Here is a 22,316-nt window from a genome sequence, read left to right as displayed (position 1 = left end):
TTATTCCCAACCCAACCAATATTCGTTAGGCGGTGCAAAAAAATTCTTAGTATTCTCGGTCACTCTGACAACCCTCATTTTTTTAGTTTTTTTGGCAACCCCTTTTGCTAAATCTAAATCGTCAAACCAAACGCATCTCCAAGGTAATGGTTCCATATCATGAGGAGTTATCATTCCTAGCGGATAATTAACTTGGTAGACTCCTTCGCACCATTCTCCTAGCTTTACTTTCTTTTCACGGTATTTTGCTAGTCCGTAGGACCAGTCCCCAACATGACTTCCGTATATTATCTTATACAAATTTTTATCAAGATTTTTACAGGATACTATTCTGAATTTCATGTAAGTATGAAAACTTGGTGTGATGTACCAATAATAAGCAGAACTTGCATCGGTTGCAACAGGCTTTGATTCAATTATAACCTTATTTTCCTTAACAAACCTGATATATTTATCTATTTCCTTCTTCATTCCATTTAAATCACTTTTCTTGGTATGTTCTTTCCTTCTATAGAATGAAATAAGCTTATCTCTCCATTTTTTATCAATTGTCCTGTAGTCCACATTCATCCTGTGATTTTGAAATCTACGCACTTTATCTGCCTCTTCGTAGATATTATCATTAGTTTCATATCCGTTTAAAATTCGTTCATAAGTATACTTTGGTGGATCATAGGAACTATGTAATTTAAAGCTGGTTGCAAGATGGCTTTCATAACCAAACATTGTTTCATAATATGAATCCGGATAAGAGGCAAGAATATACTTATAATCTGAAGCCCAGAAAGGCAGATTAGTCTTTCTTAGAAGCTGTCCATCAGGGCTCATTGGATATCTCTTCTTCGAATCATATACCCTTTCAATGACTTTTTTAGCCTCAGCAAGGCTTACCTTCCTCTTAGGCATAAGGTTTCTGTTCTGCGTGTATCTGCCCATTGATTTACCAATTATGATCCCTTTTTTTAATACTGTAATAAGGTCTAATTGATGTCTCTTTCCGGCAGACTTTATATCATTAACTCTTCCAAGTTTCTTCATTATCACTCTTTGCCTTAATTCCCATTCTAACTGATGTGATACCAAAAAATAAGATTCAGCAGACCATATACCATTTTCAAATAAAACTGCTTTTGTCTTAGGATAAACATAAAGAAACTGAGAATAATCATCACTAAGTATGATTCCTTTATCTTCTCCTGTAAATCGCAAAATATCAGCACAAACAGAGGCTAACTTTTCAACTGTAACAGCCTCTTCTGGTGAGGTTAAATAATCTAGTCCTTCAATACCGAACTTATTTAGCCCCTGCTTTTTGCCGGTGAAACTGTTATCTTCAAAGACACCAAGATTGCTCCTTTCAACCAGATAGTCAACCAGTTCACCCTCTGTAGCGTAGCTCTTAGCAAATACCACAGACCTGTTGACAATGCCTAATATGAAAGCAAATATCAGTACTACATTAATAAAAACCATTTTTTTAAGATTATTTTTTATCATCTCTAACCCCTCTTTAATTCAAATTGAATTCTATTGATTTTTCCGTTTCCATCCCTGTTTATATGACCTATATAATCATCATAAGGCTCGATATAAAAGCCGTTCTCAGGGATGTTTGCTGCAATATTGAACTTGTTGTTCTTTGAAAATATTCTGCTGCCAAGGTCTGTAATCACTATTACCTCCATATCATTTTGATATTTACCGGTAAAGTTGATTACCTCCGCTCCGGTAAGGATTTCAGAATCATACTTAGCTATGTTGTATTCTCTGTAATCTCTCTCCTTTTCATTTAGCTCATTTACAAATACATTGCCAAACGAAATGCCTTCCCTCATTAGCAAAAGGCTGAAGCTAATAACCACACAGGTTATAAAGATTCCTGCTGCAATTGTCAGCATCTTTAATGAATTCTCCAATTTCCCTCCTTATTCATAAAGGCCCAGCACACAGGCTTTGCAAGGATATGCTCCCTTTAGGGCACATTCCTCCATAGAAGAATATACGCTAATACCGATTTCATCAGATGTCAAATGACTGCAAAGATAATTACTATGATATACATAGTCTGCCTCATAAAAGTATATTCTCTCTGTATTGTTTGCTCTAACTCTGTATACATCCCTTGTATATTTTGAGTAATTACCTCTTTTAGGGAGTAAGGAAAGAATATCTTTTTCGGAACTATCAAAGTACTCACTTAATACTATCTGCCTTTCAGTTTCCGACAAATCTTCCTTGGTGCCATATAACTCTTTCTTGATATGCTCTTTAACATGACCTTCACTCAAATCATATTTAGACAATCTGAAATCATCTTGTGCATCCGCAGCACCTGACTTTGCTATCTCCATCATTTTATTTTTAACTAAAATTCCTCTCTCTGTATCAGTAAAAACTGCGTAAGTTTCCACCATTCCTGATAGTACGAGGACAACTAAAAATACAGAAATAAGCGAACTAACCTTTAATATATTCGTTTTCTATCATACCTCCCATCTCTATTGTTTTCTTTGGAAATATGTTTAACAACCTTTCTTTATCCCTGATTATCAGACATATTTCATCGCCAATTTTAAACCTGTATTTAGAAGAAGTTTTAAGGCTTTCCTTAATCTCAGCATCGAAAACATCAACATAGAATTCTCTGCTGTCTACAACCTCTCCATTACTTACTACAGGTCTTACCGCTCTTTTTTTATGAACAAGGTTAAGCTCTTTACTGTCTCCGATTTTTGACATATTCAGGTAAAAATTGTCAAGTTCCTTTCTGTCTATATAACCTGTATACTTTACTTTGTCTATGAATCTGTCTGTAACATTCATAACCTGAATGTCTTCAAGAGCTTTAAGCCTCATTTCCATGATATAAACAGGACAGATAAATATCAGTATAAAACCAATTACTATACTCCAAAATTTTCCAAAAACCTCCATACAAGCTCCACCTTCAATACTCTTAACAATTTACTAAAATAAGCTTCATACAATAATATCTGGCTGATACCAATAACGAACAAAATCAAATACCCTGTTTTTCTAAGTAACTCAAGTACTTTTAACATAGGCGTTCTAATGTTCCTGCTGTATAAAGGTTAATCTGTCAACACTTCCGTCATCTTTATACTTTACTTTACCTATAAAATTGCCATATTGGTACACATTGTTGGTCAGCCAATTAGTTGTCTCAACCTTAATCCCACCTGGAGCGCCTGCCTTGGTATCGTTAGTAACCACATAAATATTGGTTTTCCCCTTAAGTCTCTTTGCAGTCCTTATTACCTCATTACCTGATAAAGTCAGACCATTGTAAAACTCAATTCCTCCATTACCCATTTCAGTGGTATATTCTCCCATCTGATTGATTCCCTGTGCTGCTATATCCTTAGCCTCCCTCGTTACAAAGAATGCAATGCTTATAACTATACAGGTTATAATTACGCCTGCTGCCAATGTTAGTCCCTTTAATCCATTACTCATATTAACCTCTTTCTCTTAACTATAATTAACTTAATTTCACTGTTATGTCTAAAAGATTCCTTACGCTTATTACCATAAACGGTGCTATCATATATGCACCTACCGACAGCATAAACGGCAGATATAAAAATGTAGAAATAATTGTCTCCTTTTTCCTGACTATAAGTTCCTGCTCCTGCCTCCTCTTCGCACTATAGTAATCTCTTCTTGAAAGCAAATCCTTAAAGGCTTCGCTTATACCTATTTTGTCACTTGCAATAAGATCATCTATGACATTGATAAAGCTCGTAGTCTTCCACCTATCTCGAAGTAAATCTAGCGCTTCATGTTCATCTACATCCAGTTCATCTATACAGGTTGAAACACTATCCCTTAAAAATGAGGTAAAGTTCTCTATCCAAAGTAGTATTTCCTCCACCGTCATCCCTATAACTCCTGCGAGAGATATCGTCATCAGTCTTACCTGTCCTATTTCCTCCTCAAGCATAGCTTCATAAAACATACCATCTATTACCAAACTTAGGTGAGGAATAAAACTCATACAAAAGGCTATCAGTATGGCAGGAATCATAAGAAACAAAGATAATTGCCAGTAGATTATCCAAACAAGTCCTATAACAAAACTGCCTATGAACCAAAAAATCCTTAACAAAATGAAATGTTGATAGGATTTTTCCGGAAAATTCTTATCAAATATATTGGCGATTGAATTCTTACCTGTGGAAGTCTTATCAAAAAGCCACTTAAAGCCTTTATTAACCAAGCCAATTTCCATAATTCCAGATAAAAGCGGTGTGATCCCATCACATCTTATTTCCTGCATCTTTTCAAAAAATATAACAAATAATAATGTTATAACCAGACAGACTGCCCTTGTCACACTTCCCTTAAATCCGTTATAAAACTCCGTTAACCCTTCAACCTGAGAAATTGCCCATCTTTCCATAATAGGAAGGCTTATAAGGGCAAAACAGATAGCGAAGAAGACTGCGCTGAATATAAAGTCCTCTCTTTCCCATTTTAAGAGGTCAGAGTCAATGTTCTTTTGCAATTCATCAATGTTTGAAACAAAAGTATTGTCATTGTCTCCATACTTTATCGCACATTGGCAAATTGCAATTAAGATAAATAAAAACCTATTGGGGGAAGCATCCCTGTACCTCTCAGGTACTCCATCTCCATCCATTGCTTCCTCTATAAGCCCCAGATGAAGTTTAAGCTCCTCACCTGCTGCTGAAAATGCTGCGAGAAAAGCCTCCTCTACATCATTAAAACGGTAGTATTCTCTTCTAAGCTCATTTAAGTATGAAGATAACTGCCTAAGTATCGTCTTTTCCTGCTTTCTCTTCCATTTTACAAAGCTGTCTTTGTAGGTGGCTCCACCTAGCATAATTGCAATAGGAAGATACTTGATATCAAAAAAAGCAATGGAAAAGGCAAATCCTGCTATAAAGAACGACTTAAACAAGTTTAATAGGAAAACCCTGGCTGTAGTAATTCCCATTCCATAATTATCAAATGGAAGGTATCTTCCAACTTCGTATTCTGTCTTACTTATTAATATTCTTCCAAAGGTGCTGAAACAAAATAACTTGTATATGCTAAATAAAACTTTTTCCATCTTTCACCTTCTGCCACTGTTTAATAAATTTTATAAAGTTACTTGTTTCTCCTTCCGTTAACCTCCCATATATCGCCTCCTGTGTCTCCCTGCTTAGTTCGTCTTTTAGCACATACTTATCACCACTTTTATATGCAACAAGCCTCTCTGTAAATGCTTCATCGCTATAACTTGGGACAATCTCACTTATTTTATCAATATACCTTTTGCCAAATTGATTCTTCTTAACGTGAATATTAATCCTTACTGAGTTAACTGCTTGTTTTAGTGCTATGACCTCATTCCTAAAGTTTCCCTGCATAAGCAAAGAATTTCTTATATAATGAATGAGAGCAGTTGTATCCTTGGCATGGTGGGTAAATAATGTAAATGCGGAAGCATTTTGAGCGATTTGTACTAGGAATAATACTGCCTGCATGGTAGCAACTTCCCCGAGTATGGTTACATTTCCATCTGTTTTCTTAGTGAAATCAAGACCTTCCTGTATTCCAACACCTTCAGTCTCCTTGAAACTTACTATATTTCTGCCTGGAAGACGTGCTCTTAGATGCAGCTCAAACGACATCTCAGCTACTCTTATATTTAACCAGCTCGGAATAAACTTAACCATTGCAGCTAAAAGGGTGGTTTTACCTGAACCCTGTTCTCCTGTTATTGCTATTAGCCTCTCACCTGTAATCAGGTATTTTAGGAGCTTTATTATATTTTCTGAACCATCATCCGTAATTATATCTTCAAGCTCAAGAATCTTCTCCATCCTGAACTTTCTTATAAAAAAGCTCCAGCTTTCACAAAATGGCGGTCTTGACACAGAAGCTCTTGAACCATCAGTTAGCTCTGCTACCACATATCCGCGCCTTTCAGATAACTGTCCTATGCCGTAGCTCTTGCAGAGATTTCTGCATATTCTCTTTATCTCTGTCTCTCCCTTATACTTAAGAAATGACAGGCTTACGGTATTACCCTTATACATAAGCCATACATAGTATTCTCCGTTATCACTTGATACCCCTCCTGATATCCCGTCTATAACCATAGGCAGCAAAGAGTCTATTATGCCATTTCCCTTATAATTCTCATAAATCTGCTGGCATAAAATCTCCATTTTTTCAGGAAAAGTAACACCCTCGTAGCTTACTCTGCCAAACGCCCTGTTAAGTGCTTTTTCATCTATATCTCTCTTATCAGATTTTATTAACATATCAGAGAAATATTTATCAATAAGCTTTTCAAGCCCCATATTGCCATATTTTAAGGTACTTTTTTCAAGCATGACCTTAAACCTGTACTCAGAATCTTCCTTTAAGTATATATCTATGTTATCCTCAGTTATTTTATATTTATCTGCAAGCAGATTGGTAATATAACTTTTAATAAATATCTTTGACGCTTCATTACCTGAACCGCAGGTTCTAAGGGCTTCTCTTAGTTCTTCTCTTTTCTCGATTCTTATCAGTCTTTCCCGCAGAAGAAATGGACCAATATTAAGATTAACTCTCAAAAGCTGCGTAAAATCTTCCTTAATCGCCGCCAAAAGCTCTTCAAATCCATTAACTTTATCAGTTGTATTTATTTTCCTAAGGGATTTTTTTGTCATACGTTAATCTCCGTTTGGGAGTCATTATCTGACTGAATTTTTATATAAGCAGTTATTTTTCTAAGCTGCGATATCAGTTCAAATGTTTTTTCGCCCCTCATTGACCAGAGATTTTTTGTTAGAAAACTTGATAAACTTCCATTTTTACAAATTCCTAGTAGAGATTCACAATAAGGTATATATGATATGCTTACATCATCCGTGCTATAAGTTGAAATGAACTTGTCAAATCCAATGTTTTCGTTTTTCTTGTATCTGCTTACAATAAGGCAGGTTTTATCTTTATCAAATGAATGTTCACTTAAAACATTACCCAATTCATCTTGAGGAACATTTACAAAAACCAGATCAGAACGTTCTATTATTCTCTTCGTAGTCAAAGTACGGGTTTTTTTCAAATCTACAAAAACTACTTCATATCTAACCAATAACTCATCCAACAATCTATCAATTATCTTATTCATTTCATAATCGAAAAGATTATGGTTGGATGAAACTTGCGGAAAATAGTACAGTTTTCCGTCTGCCATCCGCACTGCTGCATTTCCTATTCCATTTACCGGAAGTCCTGCCTTCATTAAGCCATAATAATAGTTAATATAATTGTTTCTGCCATAATAAATCGGTTCTTCAAATGCAAAAGGTAAATTTCTTTTCCCAACTAGTATGTCCTCTAGACTATACTTTCCCGGGACATGATTTTCAAACAATGCAACTCTTTTCTTATATCGTTGAGCATAAAAATGCGAGATTAATGCAGCATTAGTAGTAACGCCGGTTCTAATCTCTGCACTGCTCCAAAAAGCAACGAGCATAAACAACCTCCTACTCACAAAATAATTATTTTAGAATACCCTGGACTTAAAACTAAATAACTGAGCAAATATTATATTGGTAATCCAGCTCTATATTATCCAAATAAATACTTAGAACCCAATAATCAGATTTAATTCAAACTTGATTCATAGATAAAATAATACCCTCTAAAATCCCTTTTGTAAAGGCTTTTTAGAGGGTATTATGTGTAGAAATTAGGGGCTTATTTTTGTATAACACTTACAAAGTTTAAACCCAGTTAATTTCCAGTTTTTTTAGTATAATTTGCACAAAGTGCAGGTGGTTGCTTACTAAAACTACTTTGCTCCATACTGTTTATAATAGTCATCAATTCTTGCCTTTATCTCATCGTTAATAATAATCTTACCATTAACTTCTCTGTTATAAAGGTATTCTATAACTTCTTTCATTGTAACTATAGCACCTGTTGGGAATCCGTAAAGCGATGAAACTTCTTTAAGTGCACTTTCTTCACCCTTTCCCTTTTCTCCTCTGTCAAGAGAAACCATCATACCGACTACCTTTACATCCCCTATTGATTTTATTATAGGATAAGTCTCTTCAATAGACTTGCCTGAAGTAGTAACATCTTCTATGATAACTACCTTATCACCTGACTTAATCTTGCTTCCTAGTAATATTCCGGTATCACCATGGTCTTTGATTTCTTTTCTGTTAGAAGAGTATCTGATTTCTTTACCGTAAAGCTCATCAAAAGCAGCCACTGTTGCCACTGATAAAGGAATGCCCTTATACGCAGGTCCAAATAATACATCAAAATCATCCCCATAAGCATTATGAATAGCCATCGCATAAAATTTGCCAAGTCTTCTTAACTGGCTTCCTGTCACATAGGCACCTGCATTCATAAAAAACGGAGACTTCCTACCACTTTTGAGCGTAAAATCCCCAAACTTAAGAACCTCACATTCAACCATAAATTCAATAAATTCCTGCTTATACTGTTCCATACCTATCCTCCTAAAAAATACAATTAAATCTTGCAAGAGTTTCCAAATCATGTGATTACATAGTATATTTGTCTTCCAGCCTAAAAGTGCATATCGCATTAAAAATATATTTGTTAAGAAATTCAGGCGGAATTTCTTAACAAACAAAAAAGCTGTCACTACTCCGGTAACAGCTCTTTTATAATCATTTAATTAAGCACGTTCTACACGATTGCTACGAAGGCATGAAGCACATACATGCATAGTCTTAGCACCACCAGGAGTCTTAACTCTGACAGTTCTAACATTAGCCTTCCAAGCTCTGTTGTTTCTTCTGTGGGAATGGCTCACAGCTATACCAAAGCTAACACCCTTTCCACAAACATCACACTTTGCCATTACAGCACCTCCTCTATCTCCAATGGATATTTTAGGTTTACACACACAAAACACACTAGCTAATTTTAGCAGAAACTTCACATAATTGCAAGCCTTATTTTTAAAACATAGGTCTCCCATGACTCAAAATTCATCATAGAAGACCTATCCCAAATAGTCCTATTCGAAATACCCAGCACTTATAGGTATCCTCTTTTGCATAAATACAATAATTAACATCTCAAAAAATCTAGAGTCAATTAGCAAATTAAAAGCTAATTAAGCCTTTTCAACACCAAGATACTCTAGGATGCCCTTAGCTGCGTGTTTTCCGGCACCCATTGCAAGGATAACTGTAGCTGCACCTGTAACGGCATCACCACCGGCATATACACCTACCTTGGTTGTTTCACCATTTTCATCCTTAGCAACAAGACATCCCCATTTATTTGCCTCAAGTCCTTCAGTTGTTGAAGAAATGAGTGGGTTAGGGCTTGTACCAAGTGACATGATTACTGTATCGCAGTCGATAACAAACTCTGAGTTAGGAACTTCCTGTGGTCTTCTACGACCTGACTCATCAGGCTCACCAAGTTCCATTCTAATACACTTACATCCTTTTACCCAGCCATTCTCATCCTCAATAATCTCAATAGGATTGGTGAGTACATCGAAAATAATTCCTTCTTCTTTAGCGTGGTGAACTTCTTCAACTCTGGCTGGAAGCTCTTCTTCAGATCTTCTATATACGATATGTGTCTCCGCACCAAGTCTAAGAGCAGTTCTTGCCGCGTCCATAGCCACGTTACCACCACCTACTACTACAACCTTCTTACCCGGATGTATAGGTGTATCATAATTATCATCAAAAGCCTTCATAAGGTTTGATCTTGTAAGGTACTCATTTGCTGAGAATACACCGTTTGCGTTCTCACCAGGGATACCCATAAACTTAGGAAGACCTGCACCTGAGCCGATAAATACAGCATCAAAGCCTTCCTCTTCCATAAGCTGGTCTATAGTAAGAGATCTTCCGATTACGTAGTCAGTCTTAATCTCAACGCCAAGAGCCTTTACATTATCAACCTCGTACTTAACTACTGTTTCCTTAGGAAGACGGAACTCAGGAATACCATAAACAAGTACGCCGCCTGCCTCGTGAAGAGCCTCATAGATAACTACTTCACAGCCAGCCTTAGCAAGGTCGCCTGCTGCTGTAAGTCCCGCAGGACCTGCACCAATAACTGCTACTCTCTTGCCATTCTTAGCCTTTGCAGGCTCAGGACGAATACCCTGCTCACGAGCCCAGTCAGCTGTAAATCTCTCGAGCTTACCAATAGATACTGAATCACCCTTTATTCCTCTTACACAGTACTTCTCACACTGTGATTCCTGAGGACAGACACGGCCGCATACAGCAGGAAGTGCACTGTATTTGCTTATAGTCTCATAAGCACCCTTAACATCCCCTTCTTTAACCTTCATAATAAAGCCCGGAATGTCAATGCCTACAGGACATCCACCTACACAGCGGGGATTTTTACAATTTAAACATCTTGTAGACTCTTCCATAGCCTCTTCAATATTATATCCATAACAAACTTCTTCAAAGTTATGCGCTCTTACCTTAGCTTCCTGTTCTCTGACAGGAATTCTAACCATTGGATTAACTGCCATTTTATTATCTCCTTTATTAACTTAGAATTAATCTACCTTCTGAGGATTAGGTGTAGCACAACCAGGTCCCTTATGTGTCTCACCTTCCTGTTCCTTCAACATCTTTCTTCCTTCTTCAGACTTGTACATACGCTGTCTATTCATAGCCTCATCAAAGTTAATAAGATGTCCGTCAAACTCAGGTCCGTCTACACAGGCAAATTTAATCTTACCACCTACTGAAAGACGACAGGCACCACACATACCTGTACCATCAACCATGATTGGGTTCATACTTACTATAGTAGGTATACCAAGTTCTTTAGTTGTAAGACAGACAAACTTCATCATTATCATTGGTCCGATAGCAACAACTCTTGTATATTCTTTTCCATGATTAGCAAGAAGATCCTTAAGGCAGTCATTTACATTACCTTTGAAGCCATAAGAGCCATCATCTGTAGCCATGTAGAGATTACTTGCCCATTCCTTCATCTCTTCTTCAAGAATAATAAGGTCCTTTGTTCTTGCACCTATGATAACATCGGCCTCGTATCCATTTTCCTTTAACCACTTAACCTGTGGATATACAGGAGCAGTACCAACACCACCCGCCATAAAAAGAATCTTCTCTTTAGCAAGTTCTTCTCTTGGCATAGTACAAAGCTCAGAAGGCTGTCCAAGAGGTCCCACTACATCGTGGTATCCATTCTCATCAGCATCTCTCATACGCATTGTGGAAGCGCCAACTGCCTGATAAACAAGAGTTATTGTATTTTTTTCCCTATCATAATCACAAATGGTAAGTGGAACTCTCTCAGCTTTTTCATCAAGCCTTACAATAACAAACTGTCCCGGAAGGCAAGCTTTGGCAACATTAGGTGCCTCTACATCTACTAACCAGATATTGTTGGCTAAGTAGCGCTTATTTACAACCTTAAACATTTTTTCATCCTCCTAAATTCACTATACGTAACCTGTACATCACTAAGCTTTCAAGTTCATACAGCACGATTTAATTTCATCTTGATAATAATATCACAAATTTGAAAATAATAAAACCAGTATTAGAGATTTTTTATCAATAAATACAAAAAAATCTACTATATGTAGTTAGTTTAAACTAATTACTTTGATTACTTTGATTATTTTGATAATTAACCAGCCTTTCTCCAAGCTCCTCCATAGATTCTACTATGGTAGTTGCACCTGAGTCCTCTAGAAACTTCCCATCCTTAAAGCCCCATAGCACCGAAATACAAGGTATGCCTGCATTCTTAGCTGTATGTATGTCTACCTCCGAATCGCCAATGTATACAGTGTCCAACTTGTCTGCACCCATTTCCTCCATAGCCATAAATACCATGTCAGGCTCGGGTTTATGTCGTATGCTTGGTTTTTCGCCTATGGCGGACTTTATCCTCTCTCCAAAGAACTTGGCACTTAGACTCTTGACTGCTGAATCTATCTTGTTTGATACAATGGCTATGTCAAAGCCATTTTTAAGAAGCTTATCAAGCATATCAAGGGTTCCCGGGTAAGGTGAGGTCTTTATATCTGAATGAGAATTATAGTAACTGCTAAAATCATCATAGAACTTATCTATAAATCCATCATCTGCTTTGTATTCGGGAGGAACTGCCCTCTCTACCAGCTTTCTGACACCGTTTCCAACAAAATTTCTTACCTCATCCCTTGTTCTTAGAGGAAAATTATGCTTGCCAAGCATGTAGTTCATAGAGTCGGTAAGGTCATCTAGGGTATCAAGAAGAGTTCCATCAAGGTCAAAAATAGCATATCTATTAGTCAATTTCATACCTCCTGACAGGAATAGCTTTCTTTTATATTTCCTTCAAAATCCTTCCACACAAATTCTTTGTTGTCATAAGTCATATAGCCATGGTGGCTGTTTTCCTTAGGTATGGAAGCAGAGCCCGGATTCATATAAATATAGTTATCATAAGCTACGCATTTTGGCACATGCGTATGCCCACATAGCAGGATATCTCCCTTGTGAAGTTTTGGCGGATTGTTCTCGCCAAATATATGTCCATGTGTGGCAAAAATATTGATTCCGTCTACATTTACAATTATATAATCGGCTAGACAAGGAAAATCAAGCACCATTTGGTCTACCTCTGCCTCACAATTTCCTCTTACACAGAGGATTTTATCGCTTAGAGGATTTAAGAGGGCAATAACCTCCTTAGGATTATGTTCAAAGGGCAGGTCATTCCTTGGGCCATGATACAAAATATCCCCTAAAAGAAGGAGTTTATCAGCCTTTTCTTTTTCAAAGCTTTCAATAACCTTTTTGGCATAGTATGCCGAGCCATGAATATCTGATGCTATGAGTAATTTCATTGTTTTTCCTTTCACGCTGTATGAATATAATTTTGTTCTTTACTGATGCTTTCTATAAGTGTAAAGATTATTTTAGCACAAAATTTGTGTGAATGCATCCTTTATAACCTCACAACCTTATCAAACTTCTTCAAATACTCTTCTGCCCAGTCGTGGGTAACTACGAGCCTTGTTTTATCTTTAAGGCTGAAGATGATATCGTTTACAATCCCCTTATTTTCAGGATCCAAGTCAGATGTCGGCTCATCTAAAATGATGATTTCAGGGTTGTCAAACAATGCCCTTGCTATAGATACCCTCTTTTTCTCTCCTCCTGACATTTCGTCAGGATTTAGTTCATCATCCTTATGTAATTCCATAAATTTCTTTAAATTTACCTTTTCAATTATATCCCTAAATCTCTCCTTATCGCCCTCTGAATTACCATTAAACATAGTAACATTATCATATAATGATGACTTAAATATAAAGCTATCCTGAGGGACTAAGTAGACCTTACTGTATAGCTCATCTTCTTTAATGTCCCTTAACTCCTCATTATCATACTTAATTTTACCACTGTATCCCTTAAAAGACTTAAGCAAGAGATTGATTAAAGTAGACTTTCCGGAACCACTTTCACCTGTGATAGCAACTATTTCCCCACTTTCAATATTTAACGAAAATTCATCAAATATCCTTTTATCATCATAAGCAAAGCTTAATTTTTCTATATCTATCGAAGCCTTGTCTCGTTCACTTTTTCTTATATCTAAGCTCTCATTATCAGCAATTTCATTGTTCTTACCTAAATAAGGTCTGAATTTATCTAAAAATACCTTTGCTGATTTCATTTCAACACCATTTTCAATTGCATTTGAAAAGGCATCTGAAAAATTGGCAAAGCCTGACGTTGTTGCTATTACCAGTCCTGGTTCAATTATATTTTTTGTTATTAGAAAAGCACATATTCCGATAAGCAATAGCTGATTAATACTTCCTAAGCTATACATCGTCATCCATATCATATTAATAACTACACCATAATTCTTATATGAATTAGAACGTCTGCTATTGGCTTTCTCAAAAACACTGGCATAAGACTCAGAATTATTTGACCTTTTAATAACATCTAAGCCCTTTACCATTTCCTGTAATCTGCTTAAGTATGCCTCATTTGCAGCAGTTCTCTCTTTATTTATGCTGATTGTTTTACCTGTCATCATCTTACTTACCAATATAGGAATAATTGTCAGAATTACTGTAGCTATCAGCATAAAATAATGTACTCTTAAAAGTGTTACAGCCGCAACTACCACAGAAATTGAATATGATAATATACCAAACACTCCCCAAAGATACCCAGTCCTAAAATCCTCGATATCATTATTCAATAAACTCATATAATAGTCAGAATTTTTTTCTTTAACCTTTGAAAGAGGTAATCTAAACAAGCTCTTAATTATACTAAGTAAAATACTATCTCTGGTATCATACATAAACTTCTGGCAGAATTTCATTTTCATATAGCTGCAACCCCATTGACAGACAAGATAGAGTGTAGTAAGCATTATCTCTTTAACTATGCCATCTGTTTTTAGTTTTACCGCCATATCCATAACACTACTCATGCCAAGAAGAGCCTGCATTATAAATACATCCCCTAATATAGAGAAAAACAAACATATAGCTAACTTAAATTTATTCTCTTTACTAATCAACTTCATTGAACTCCCCCTTTACCACACCAAAATACCTTTTTTTGTAAATCATTAAAATAATCTATATGTCAAACATATCTAATATTGTAACAAAATTAGATTAATTTGAAAAGAGCATCTCATCAGACATTTGCACACTGCTTTTGTCTGGTAAAATGCTCTTTTATCTAATTAACTTGTTATTTTGTGAGTTCTTCCATTTCTTCGATAACTCTTTCAAATACCTGAAGAGCTGAGTTGATTGGCTCTTTGGTTGCCATATCAACTCCTGCAATCCTAAGGAGGCTTACAGGATCCTTGGTACAGCCACTTTGTAAGAACTTCATATAGTCATTTACAGCAGTCTCACCCTCTTTTAGTACACGGTTAGCAATGGCAACTGCAGCTGAGAAGCCTGTTGCATACTGATATACATAGAAATTGTAGTAGAAATGAGGTATCCTCATCCACTCATAACCTATGAGGTCATCGCTAATCATAGCCTCACCATAATACTTCTTATTCAAATTCAAGTAAAGCTCCGTAAGGTTCTCGTGTGTAAGAGGCTCACCAGCTTCGGCCATTTCATTAGAAGTCTTCTCAAACTCAGCAAACATGGTCTGTCTGAATACAGTTCCCTTGAAGCTGTCCATATAATGGTTAAGAAGATATGCTCTTTCCTTGTTGTCCTTGGCATTTTTTAGCATGTACTCCATAAGAAGCACTTCATTTGTAGTGGAAGCAACTTCCGCAACAAAGATTCTATATCTTGAGTCAAGGAAATTCTGAGCCTCGTTTGAGAAATAAGAATGCATAGCATGTCCCATTTCATGCGCCAAGGTGAATACATTGTCAAGGGTTCCGTTAAAGTTAAGAAGAACAAAAGGATGTACCCCATAAACACCTGAAGAATAAGCTCCATTACGCTTTCCTTCATTCTCCACTACATCTATCCAGCGCTCTGCAAACGCCTTCTTTATGAGGTTTACATAGTTGGTGCCAAGAGGCTCTACTGCCTTAAGAACCAACTCCTTTGCCTCTTCAATAGTATACTTAGCATCATAATCCTTGACTATAGGTACATAGATATCGTACATATGAAGCTCATCAACTTCTAAGAGTTTCTTTCTAAGCCTTACATATCTATGCATCTTATCGAGGTTGTCATTAACTGCCTCTACAAGATTTTTATACACTTCAGGAGAAACATTGTTGCCGTCAACAGCCGCTTCCAAGGTAGAGGAATATTTCCTAGCCCTTGCATAGAACATAAGCTGTTTGACCTGTCCTGCATATAAAGTGGCCCAAGTATTCTTAAAACTTCCAAAAGTCTCATAGTACTTCTCAAATACTTCTTTACGAACCCTTCTATCCTTGCTTTCTTCAAGAGGAACAAATCTTCCGTTTGTAATCTGTATCTTCTCTCCCTTTTCATTAGTTATCTCAGGGAATTTGAGATCTGCATTGCCAAGGGTTGCAAAGCCCTCATAAGGAAGATCCGCAAGTTCATTGGTTCCTGCAAGGAGTTTTTCAAGTTCAGGGCTTAGCGAATGCTCCCTACCTCTTCTAACCTCAGTTATGTATATCTTATATTTGTCAAGTTCAGGCTTCTCACCATAGAACTTCTCCAATGTAGCATCATCCACTGCAATGATTTCAGGCTCTAAAAAGGCGAGCTTTTCAGATATTTCCACACCGGCTGACATAGACTTTGAATAAAGAGTCTGCGCGGAGGTTGAAGTTGTATCTACATCTCTCGACTTAAACGCATAGCCATAAACCTTATGCATAATCAAGCTGTCTTTTTCATATATTTCAAGAACCTTATATAAGGTCTCTGCAGATTCAGCTACCTTTCCTGCATAACCTGCTAATTCATCAGCTAAAGACTTCGCCTCTGACAATGCTTTTTCCCATTCACTCTCAGATGCAAATATATCTTCAAGCTTCCAAGTGAGTTCTACATCTACCTCACTTCTCTTTGGCAATTTATTTTCCATTGATAAACTCCTTTTAACAAATATTAGTCATTAATCTCCTAATTTTTTAAGCTCTGTGAGTACCTTAGCAAGCTTCTCATCAGCATCCTCTAAGCTACTTCCCTTAATACCTGCATAGAACTTAATCTTAGGCTCTGTACCTGATGGTCTTACACAGAACCAGGCATCATCTGTCATATCAAAGTAGAGTACATTTGACTTAGGAAGCCCTGTAGTGGTGGTCTCACCTGTAACCAAGTCCTTTACTATATCGTTCTCATAATCTCTTGTTTTAACTACCTTGTATCCTGCAAGCTCAGTTGGAGGGTTCTTACGAAGATTGTCAAGGATTTCATTGATACGCTTAGCTCCGTCTTCTCCTGCAAGAGTCATGGTATAGATACCCTCTTTGAAATATCCATATTTCTCATATATATTTACCATCTGATCCCAAAGAGTGAGTCCCTTATCCATATAGTAAGCAGCAGCCTCACAAAGAGCTACAACCGCCATAATGCCGTCTTTATCCCTTGCATGTGTTCCGATAAGACAGCCATAGCTTTCCTCGAAACCAAATTCATAGGTTCCCTTACCTTTTTCTTCAAAGCCCTTAATCTGCTGGCCTATGAACTTAAATCCGGTTAATACCTCAATCAGATGAATCTTGTAGTATTCAGCTATCTTAAATGCAAGATTAGTAGACACTATTGTTGTAATAAGGGTACTGTCATCTTTAAGCAGTCCTTTTTCCTTCTTTATAGAAAGCTCGTACTCTGCAAGAAGCATACCTGACATATTACCTGTAAACTGGATATAATTTCCTGTCTTTTTATCCTTTGCATATACACCAAGGCGGTCAGCGTCAGGATCATTGGCAAGCACTATATCCGCATCCTTCTCCTTTGCAAGCTTAAGTGCAAGAGTAAAGGCTTTCTCATCCTCAGGATTCGGATAGTCGAGGGTTGTAAAGTCTCCATCAGGCTCTTCCTGTTCCTTAACTATATAAACCTGCTTAAAGCCAAGCTCCTTAAGCATCCTCTGTACAGGTACATTTCCTGTTCCATGGAAAGGAGTGTATACGATTTTAAGATTCTCTGCCTGTTTTTTAATCACTTCAGGGCTGAGAATGAGCTTCTTAAGTTCAGCCACATACTTGTCATCTATATCGGCGCCAATCATATGGAAAAGACCGGCTTTTACAGCCTCTTCTTTGTCCATAGTCTTTATATCAGAAAAAGCTGTTGACTTAACAAGATCAATTATATCCTTATCTACAGGAGGTGTTATCTGGCAGCCATCATCCCAATATACCTTATAGCCATTATATTCCGGTGGGTTATGACTGGCTGTTACCATTATTCCCGCGGTACACTTAAGCTCCCTGACTGCATAAGAAAGCTCAGGTGTTGGACGGAGCGCATCAAAAAGATATGACTTAATGCCATTTGCATTAAGAGTAAGTGCCGCTGCTTCTGCAAATTCAGGCGAAAAATGTCTGGAATCATAAGAAATAGCTACTCCCTTACTTTGAACACCCTTGCTTATGATGTACTTTGCAAGTCCCTGTGTTGCCCTTCTAACAGTATAAAGATTCATGCGGTTGGTACCTGCCCCTACTACACCTCTTAGTCCACCTGTACCAAATTCGAGATCCTTATAGAATCTGTCCCTGATTTCTGCATCATTGCCGGCTATGGCCTTAAGTTCAGCCTTAGTAGCCTCATCAAATACCGGGCTTGTCAACCACTCTTCATAAAGTTTCTTGTCGTCCATACCTTCCTCCTATTCTGCTTCTACACTGCGCATTATATCCATAACCTCAACCTCTGTGTCAAACTTGATTTTGACAATGGCCTGAGGGTGTGGGCAGGATTCAATTTCTACTCCATTTTCATCCCACATATGAAGCACGGTGGCATTAATATCCCTGCCATCTGCCTTCATAATCTGAATCTTGTCCCCAACACTGAATTTGTTCTTCTGTTCAAATACAGCGCTTCCGTCCTCATTTACCTTGTCAATGTACCCATAATACTTACATCCTGTCACATAGGTGTTGTTATCATATATCTGTGAGTCACTGTCAGGCTTATCAAAGAAAAATCCTGTAGTAAAATTACGGTAGGTGCATTTTTTAATCTCCTCAGCATACCAGCCTTTGTTAGCCTCATATAATGCCGCTGACTCAAACCAGTCATCAATAGCCTTTCTATAAGTTCTGGCTACTGTAGCTACATACAGAGCGGTCTTCATACGCCCTTCTATCTTAAAGCTGTCTATACCAGCCTTAACAAGCTCAGGCACATAGTCTATCATACAGAGGTCTTTAGAGTTAAATATATAGGTTCCTCTTTCATTTTCCTCTATAGGCATATATTCGCCAGGCCTGTTCTCCTCCACAACATGGTACTTCCACCTGCAAGGGTGGGTACAGGCTCCCTGATTGGCATCTCTTCCCGTCATATAGTTTGAGAGGAGACACCTTCCGGAGTAAGCCATACACATAGCACCGTGAACGAAGGTCTCTATTTCCTTATCATCCGGTATATGCTTCCTAATCTCCGCAATTTCTGCAAGCGATAACTCTCTTGCAGACACTACTCTGGTGGCTCCAAGCCCATACCAAAAATTAAAATCCGCATAATTAACATTGTTCGCCTGTGTACTTATATGAATATCTATCTCAGGTGCTATCTCTTTGGCAAGCATAAATACACCTGGGTCTGAGATTATGATTGCGTCAGGCTTAATCTCTTTAAGCTCTTTAAAATACTCTCTAACACCCTCCAAATCTTTATCATGGGCTGTGATATTGGCTGTAACAAAGACCTTCTTTCCTTTTTCGTGAGCATATCTAATACCTTCTGTCATATCCTCCTTAGAGAAATTCTTTGCCTTAGCTCTTAGTCCGTACATCTCGCCGCCAATGTATACAGCATCAGCTCCATATTTTATAGCAAGCTTAAGCACTTCAAGACAGCTTGCAGGTATTAACAGTTCCGGTTTTTTTATAACTAAATTTCCTTCCATCTAATCTTCCATTCTAATTCACTTTTTAATAGATACAGCCATACCATCTCCTGTTTCAAGAAACATGGTCGCTAGCTCTTTGTCTGTAGCGAGGACATTTACATACTCTCTCATTCTCTGGTGAATCGTCCTCTCCCTCCTAACCACAGTATATCTTGAATCAAGAAGCCTTCCTTCTTGAAGCATATTATCTGTAATCAGCATCCCACCGGGAGAAAGGAGTTTTTTAATATTTTCAAAAAAATTGATATACTGACCTTTTGCAGCGTCCATAAATATAAAGTCATACTCATTATTGGCTGCTACAAGCTCATTTAAGACATCTAGAGCATCACCCTTAATAAGAGTTATCTGCCCCTTTTTGTCATATTTCTTAAAGTTCTCTTCTGCCTTTACCGCTCTTTCTTCCATTCTTTCAATGGTTGTTATCTTAGCTTTATTGCAAACGAATTCAAGCATAAATAGTGCTGAAAAACCTGTAGCAGTACCTACTTCAAGTATATTTACAGGTTTTTTTAGCTCCAGCATAAATCTAATAAGGCGTTCTCCTCCTTTTCTTATAATGGGAATGCCTTCTTTTATATTCTCTAACTCTAAGTCTACAAGATATTTTGGCAGGCATTCAGGCAGACTTTCTAAAAAGCTCTCAAATCTCTCATGCTCCACCATTATTTATTTTTCTCCGTAGCCTTATCTTTGTTTTTTTTGTTACTCTTTTTTACATCCTTGTCTGTGGACTTTTCCGTAACCTTACCCGGAGTAGTTATGACCTTAAATATAGCATCATAATCCATATCGCTGCTTACAGTATAGGTTCCCGGCAAAATATTCTGCTTGGTTAGCTTTGCCCTCAAATAAAATGAATACTTATTAGCTATAATCTTCTTTGCATCCAAAACCTTTGCTATATCCATAGTCGATTCGCCCTTATTTATAACAAGTTCAGTAGTATAACCTGAATTCTTGGTAACAGAGACAGAACCAAACACCTGATAAGCAAAATTATAGGCATAATGACTTGTTTTAACTACCAGATAGATTATTACCAGGTAAAATATGATGTTCAGAAAGATATGAATAACCGCGCCAAATATATTTAGCACGATTCTTTCTGTTCTTCTACTCGCGGCCAACAGGTCACCTCCATACATTAATACTCAATATCAGCAATGATAGTGATAATCATAGGAGAACGCTTAGTCTGTTTCCATATAAAGTCACTAAGAGCATCCCTGATTTCATTCCTGATTTTGTTTCTTTCAGTTATCCCCTTATCCTGACACTTAATCAAGGCATCATTTACCGTATGCAGGGCTTCTTTAAGAATTGTGTCTGATTCTTTTACATAAATAAAGCCCTTGGTCACGATTTCTGCGTCAGACATCAACAGGTTGCTGCCCTTCTCCATTGCAAATGTAACTATTACCAGTCCGTCCTCGGAAAGCTTCTGTCTGTCCCTCATTACTGAGTTGCCTACATCACCTATACCAAGTCCGTCAACCATTATTCCCTTACATTCTACCTGGTCTATAACCTTACCACTATCTTCCTTAAGCTCAAGAACATTGCCATTCTTTAAGATAAAGATATTATCCTTTGGTATACCCATCTCTTCAGCAAGTTCAGCATGGCGAACCAGATGTCTATACTCTCCATGGATAGGAATAGCAAACTTAGGCTTAATAAGCGAATACATAAGCTTGATTTCTTCCTGACAGGCGTGTCCTGATACATGTGCATCCTGGAAAATAACCTTGGCGCCCTTAAGGTAAAGCTCATTTATAACCCTTGATACGGATTTTTCATTTCCCGGTATCGGAGTCGAGCTAAATACTATGGTATCCCCCGGCTTTATACTTACTTTTTTGTGTATAGAAGCAGCCATCCTGGAAAGTGCAGCCATGGCCTCTCCCTGACTGCCTGTAGTAATAAGCACAATCTGTTCATCAGGATAATCCTTCATCTGGTCAATATTTATAAGAGTGTTTTCCTTGAGATTGATATAGCCTAACTCTCTCGCAATAGAGATAATATTGACCATGCTTCTTCCGTCTACAACTACTTTTCTGTTAAAATTCTCTGCTGAATTGATTATCTGCTGAACTCTGTCTACGTTGGAAGCAAAGGTTGCAACTATAATCCTGTTATTCTTATTTTCCGAAAAAATACTGTCAAAGGTTCTCCCCACAGACCTCTCAGACATTGTAAATCCCGGTTTTAACACGTTTGTGGACTCACACATAAGTGCAAGAACTCCCTTACGGCCTATTTCTCCAAACCTCTGTAAATCAATAGGGTCTCCAAATACAGGAGTATAATCCACCTTGAAGTCTCCAGTATGTACAATAATTCCAACCGGAGAATATATGGCAAGCGAAGCTGCATCACTGATGCTGTGGTTAGTCCTTATAAATTCAATCCTAAAACAGCCCAGATTGATGGACTGTCCGTATTTAACTATCTTACGCTTGGTAGTCTTAAGCATATTTTTTTCGCTTAACTTACTCTCAAGTATTGCAACTGTAAGCCTTGTTGCATACACAGGTACATTGATATCCTTTAAGATATAAGGAAGAGCACCTATATGGTCTTCGTGACCATGCGTAATAACAAAGCCTTTTACTTTATCAATATTCTTTTTTAAATAGCTTACATTTGGAATGACACAGTCAATTCCAAGCATGTCGTCCTCAGGGAATGACATACCGCAATCAACAACAATAATGCTGTCTTCGTATTCAAAAGCGG

General features: G+C 37.4%; 21 protein-coding genes. All 21 read right to left on the bottom strand.

Annotated features, from left to right (window positions below; genetic code table 11):
• Complete coding sequence (locus ACO6HM_RS02945) at positions 1 to 1,497, bottom strand: hypothetical protein (protein WP_485389694.1); 1,497 nt, start codon at positions 1,495 to 1,497, stop codon at positions 1 to 3.
• 2 nt (positions 1,498 to 1,499) lie between these two features.
• Positions 1,500 to 1,916 (bottom strand): hypothetical protein, encoded by a 417-nt coding sequence (locus tag ACO6HM_RS02940; protein ID WP_485379233.1) that lies wholly within the window; start codon positions 1,914 to 1,916, stop codon positions 1,500 to 1,502.
• Positions 1,917 to 1,925: 9 nt separating this feature from the next.
• On the bottom strand, positions 1,926 to 2,411 hold the full coding sequence (locus ACO6HM_RS02935; RefSeq protein WP_485389693.1) for a hypothetical protein: 486 nt from the start codon (positions 2,409 to 2,411) through the stop codon (positions 1,926 to 1,928).
• 46 nt (positions 2,412 to 2,457) lie between these two features.
• A complete protein-coding gene (locus ACO6HM_RS02930; protein ID WP_485389692.1) occupies positions 2,458 to 2,934 on the bottom strand; it encodes a hypothetical protein in 477 nt (158 codons plus the stop codon).
• A 135-nt stretch (positions 2,935 to 3,069) separates the two neighbouring features.
• Entirely contained in the window at positions 3,070 to 3,477 is a 408-nt protein-coding gene (locus ACO6HM_RS02925; RefSeq protein ID WP_208428847.1) for a hypothetical protein, read from the bottom strand.
• Positions 3,478 to 3,502: 25 nt separating this feature from the next.
• Positions 3,503 to 5,098 (bottom strand): hypothetical protein, encoded by a 1,596-nt coding sequence (locus ACO6HM_RS02920; RefSeq protein WP_485389691.1) that lies wholly within the window; start codon positions 5,096 to 5,098, stop codon positions 3,503 to 3,505.
• Complete coding sequence (locus tag ACO6HM_RS02915) at positions 5,079 to 6,695, bottom strand: ATPase, T2SS/T4P/T4SS family (protein WP_485389690.1); 1,617 nt, start codon at positions 6,693 to 6,695, stop codon at positions 5,079 to 5,081. Before ACO6HM_RS02915 ends, ACO6HM_RS02920 begins: the two co-directional genes overlap by 20 nt.
• Positions 6,692 to 7,510, bottom strand: a complete 819-nt coding sequence (locus ACO6HM_RS02910) for a hypothetical protein (RefSeq protein WP_485389689.1) — start codon at positions 7,508 to 7,510, stop codon at positions 6,692 to 6,694. Before ACO6HM_RS02910 ends, ACO6HM_RS02915 begins: the two co-directional genes overlap by 4 nt.
• 318 nt (positions 7,511 to 7,828) lie before the next feature.
• A complete protein-coding gene (gene pyrE, locus ACO6HM_RS02905) occupies positions 7,829 to 8,503 on the bottom strand; it encodes an orotate phosphoribosyltransferase (RefSeq protein WP_485389688.1) in 675 nt (224 codons plus the stop codon).
• A 192-nt stretch (positions 8,504 to 8,695) separates the two neighbouring features.
• Positions 8,696 to 8,881, bottom strand: a complete 186-nt coding sequence (rpmB, locus tag ACO6HM_RS02900) for a 50S ribosomal protein L28 (protein ID WP_208428852.1) — start codon at positions 8,879 to 8,881, stop codon at positions 8,696 to 8,698.
• Between the two features lie 258 nt (positions 8,882 to 9,139).
• Entirely contained in the window at positions 9,140 to 10,537 is a 1,398-nt protein-coding gene (gltA, locus tag ACO6HM_RS02895; RefSeq protein ID WP_485389687.1) for an NADPH-dependent glutamate synthase, read from the bottom strand.
• A gap of 27 nt (positions 10,538 to 10,564) precedes the next feature.
• Positions 10,565 to 11,461 carry a sulfide/dihydroorotate dehydrogenase-like FAD/NAD-binding protein gene (locus tag ACO6HM_RS02890; protein ID WP_485389686.1) on the bottom strand — a complete coding sequence of 299 codons (897 nt, stop codon included), beginning with the start codon at positions 11,459 to 11,461 and terminating at the stop codon, positions 10,565 to 10,567.
• A 178-nt stretch (positions 11,462 to 11,639) separates the two neighbouring features.
• Positions 11,640 to 12,326, bottom strand: a complete 687-nt coding sequence (locus tag ACO6HM_RS02885; RefSeq protein WP_485389685.1) for an HAD family hydrolase — start codon at positions 12,324 to 12,326, stop codon at positions 11,640 to 11,642.
• 2 nt (positions 12,327 to 12,328) lie between these two features.
• Positions 12,329 to 12,880 carry a phosphodiesterase gene (gene yfcE, locus ACO6HM_RS02880; RefSeq protein WP_485389684.1) on the bottom strand — a complete coding sequence of 184 codons (552 nt, stop codon included), beginning with the start codon at positions 12,878 to 12,880 and terminating at the stop codon, positions 12,329 to 12,331.
• Between the two features lie 101 nt (positions 12,881 to 12,981).
• A complete protein-coding gene (locus tag ACO6HM_RS02875) occupies positions 12,982 to 14,586 on the bottom strand; it encodes an ATP-binding cassette domain-containing protein (RefSeq protein WP_485389683.1) in 1,605 nt (534 codons plus the stop codon).
• Between the two features lie 173 nt (positions 14,587 to 14,759).
• A complete protein-coding gene (pepF, locus tag ACO6HM_RS02870; RefSeq protein WP_485389682.1) occupies positions 14,760 to 16,559 on the bottom strand; it encodes an oligoendopeptidase F in 1,800 nt (599 codons plus the stop codon).
• A gap of 30 nt (positions 16,560 to 16,589) precedes the next feature.
• Positions 16,590 to 18,311: a phospho-sugar mutase gene (locus ACO6HM_RS02865; RefSeq protein ID WP_485389681.1), complete on the bottom strand. Its 1,722-nt coding sequence runs from the start codon at positions 18,309 to 18,311 to the stop codon at positions 16,590 to 16,592.
• Positions 18,312 to 18,320: 9 nt separating this feature from the next.
• The gene (locus ACO6HM_RS02860) at positions 18,321 to 19,550 is read right to left on the bottom strand and encodes a peptidase U32 family protein (RefSeq protein ID WP_485389811.1); all 1,230 of its coding nucleotides are present in this window, start codon (positions 19,548 to 19,550) and stop codon (positions 18,321 to 18,323) included.
• A gap of 36 nt (positions 19,551 to 19,586) precedes the next feature.
• A complete protein-coding gene (locus tag ACO6HM_RS02855; protein WP_485389680.1) occupies positions 19,587 to 20,237 on the bottom strand; it encodes an O-methyltransferase in 651 nt (216 codons plus the stop codon).
• Positions 20,237 to 20,701: an endolytic transglycosylase MltG gene (locus tag ACO6HM_RS02850; protein WP_485389679.1), complete on the bottom strand. Its 465-nt coding sequence runs from the start codon at positions 20,699 to 20,701 to the stop codon at positions 20,237 to 20,239. Before ACO6HM_RS02850 ends, ACO6HM_RS02855 begins: the two co-directional genes overlap by 1 nt.
• Positions 20,702 to 20,718: 17 nt before the next feature.
• On the bottom strand, positions 20,719 to 22,316 hold a 1,598-nt coding region (locus ACO6HM_RS02845), incomplete at its 5' end, for a ribonuclease J (RefSeq protein ID WP_485389678.1).

The sequence above is a fragment of the Catonella sp. genome, assembly GCF_057250765.1.
The sequence above is the reverse complement of the archived record's forward strand: the minus strand, read 5'-3'. Positions and strand labels throughout refer to the sequence as shown.

What these genes read in the sequence shown, in the direction of transcription:
- ACO6HM_RS02945 (WP_485389694.1), bottom strand. Translation starts at nt 1,497, where the DNA reads ATGATAAAAAATAATCTTAAAAAAATGGTTTTTATTAATGTAGTACTG.
- ACO6HM_RS02930 (WP_485389692.1), bottom strand. Translation starts at nt 2,934, where the DNA reads ATGGAGGTTTTTGGAAAATTTTGGAGTATAGTAATTGGTTTTATACTG.
- ACO6HM_RS02925 (WP_208428847.1), bottom strand. Translation starts at nt 3,477, where the DNA reads ATGAGTAATGGATTAAAGGGACTAACATTGGCAGCAGGCGTAATTATA.
- ACO6HM_RS02920 (WP_485389691.1), bottom strand. Translation starts at nt 5,098, where the DNA reads ATGGAAAAAGTTTTATTTAGCATATACAAGTTATTTTGTTTCAGCACC.
- ACO6HM_RS02915 (WP_485389690.1), bottom strand. Translation starts at nt 6,695, where the DNA reads ATGACAAAAAAATCCCTTAGGAAAATAAATACAACTGATAAAGTTAAT.
- ACO6HM_RS02910 (WP_485389689.1), bottom strand. Translation starts at nt 7,510, where the DNA reads ATGCTCGTTGCTTTTTGGAGCAGTGCAGAGATTAGAACCGGCGTTACT.
- pyrE (WP_485389688.1), bottom strand. Translation starts at nt 8,503, where the DNA reads ATGGAACAGTATAAGCAGGAATTTATTGAATTTATGGTTGAATGTGAG.
- rpmB (WP_208428852.1), bottom strand. Translation starts at nt 8,881, where the DNA reads ATGGCAAAGTGTGATGTTTGTGGAAAGGGTGTTAGCTTTGGTATAGCT.
- gltA (WP_485389687.1), bottom strand. Translation starts at nt 10,537, where the DNA reads ATGGCAGTTAATCCAATGGTTAGAATTCCTGTCAGAGAACAGGAAGCT.
- ACO6HM_RS02890 (WP_485389686.1), bottom strand. Translation starts at nt 11,461, where the DNA reads ATGTTTAAGGTTGTAAATAAGCGCTACTTAGCCAACAATATCTGGTTA.
- yfcE (WP_485389684.1), bottom strand. Translation starts at nt 12,880, where the DNA reads ATGAAATTACTCATAGCATCAGATATTCATGGCTCGGCATACTATGCC.
- ACO6HM_RS02875 (WP_485389683.1), bottom strand. Translation starts at nt 14,586, where the DNA reads ATGAAGTTGATTAGTAAAGAGAATAAATTTAAGTTAGCTATATGTTTG.
- pepF (WP_485389682.1), bottom strand. Translation starts at nt 16,559, where the DNA reads ATGGAAAATAAATTGCCAAAGAGAAGTGAGGTAGATGTAGAACTCACT.
- ACO6HM_RS02865 (WP_485389681.1), bottom strand. Translation starts at nt 18,311, where the DNA reads ATGGACGACAAGAAACTTTATGAAGAGTGGTTGACAAGCCCGGTATTT.
- ACO6HM_RS02855 (WP_485389680.1), bottom strand. Translation starts at nt 20,237, where the DNA reads ATGGTGGAGCATGAGAGATTTGAGAGCTTTTTAGAAAGTCTGCCTGAA.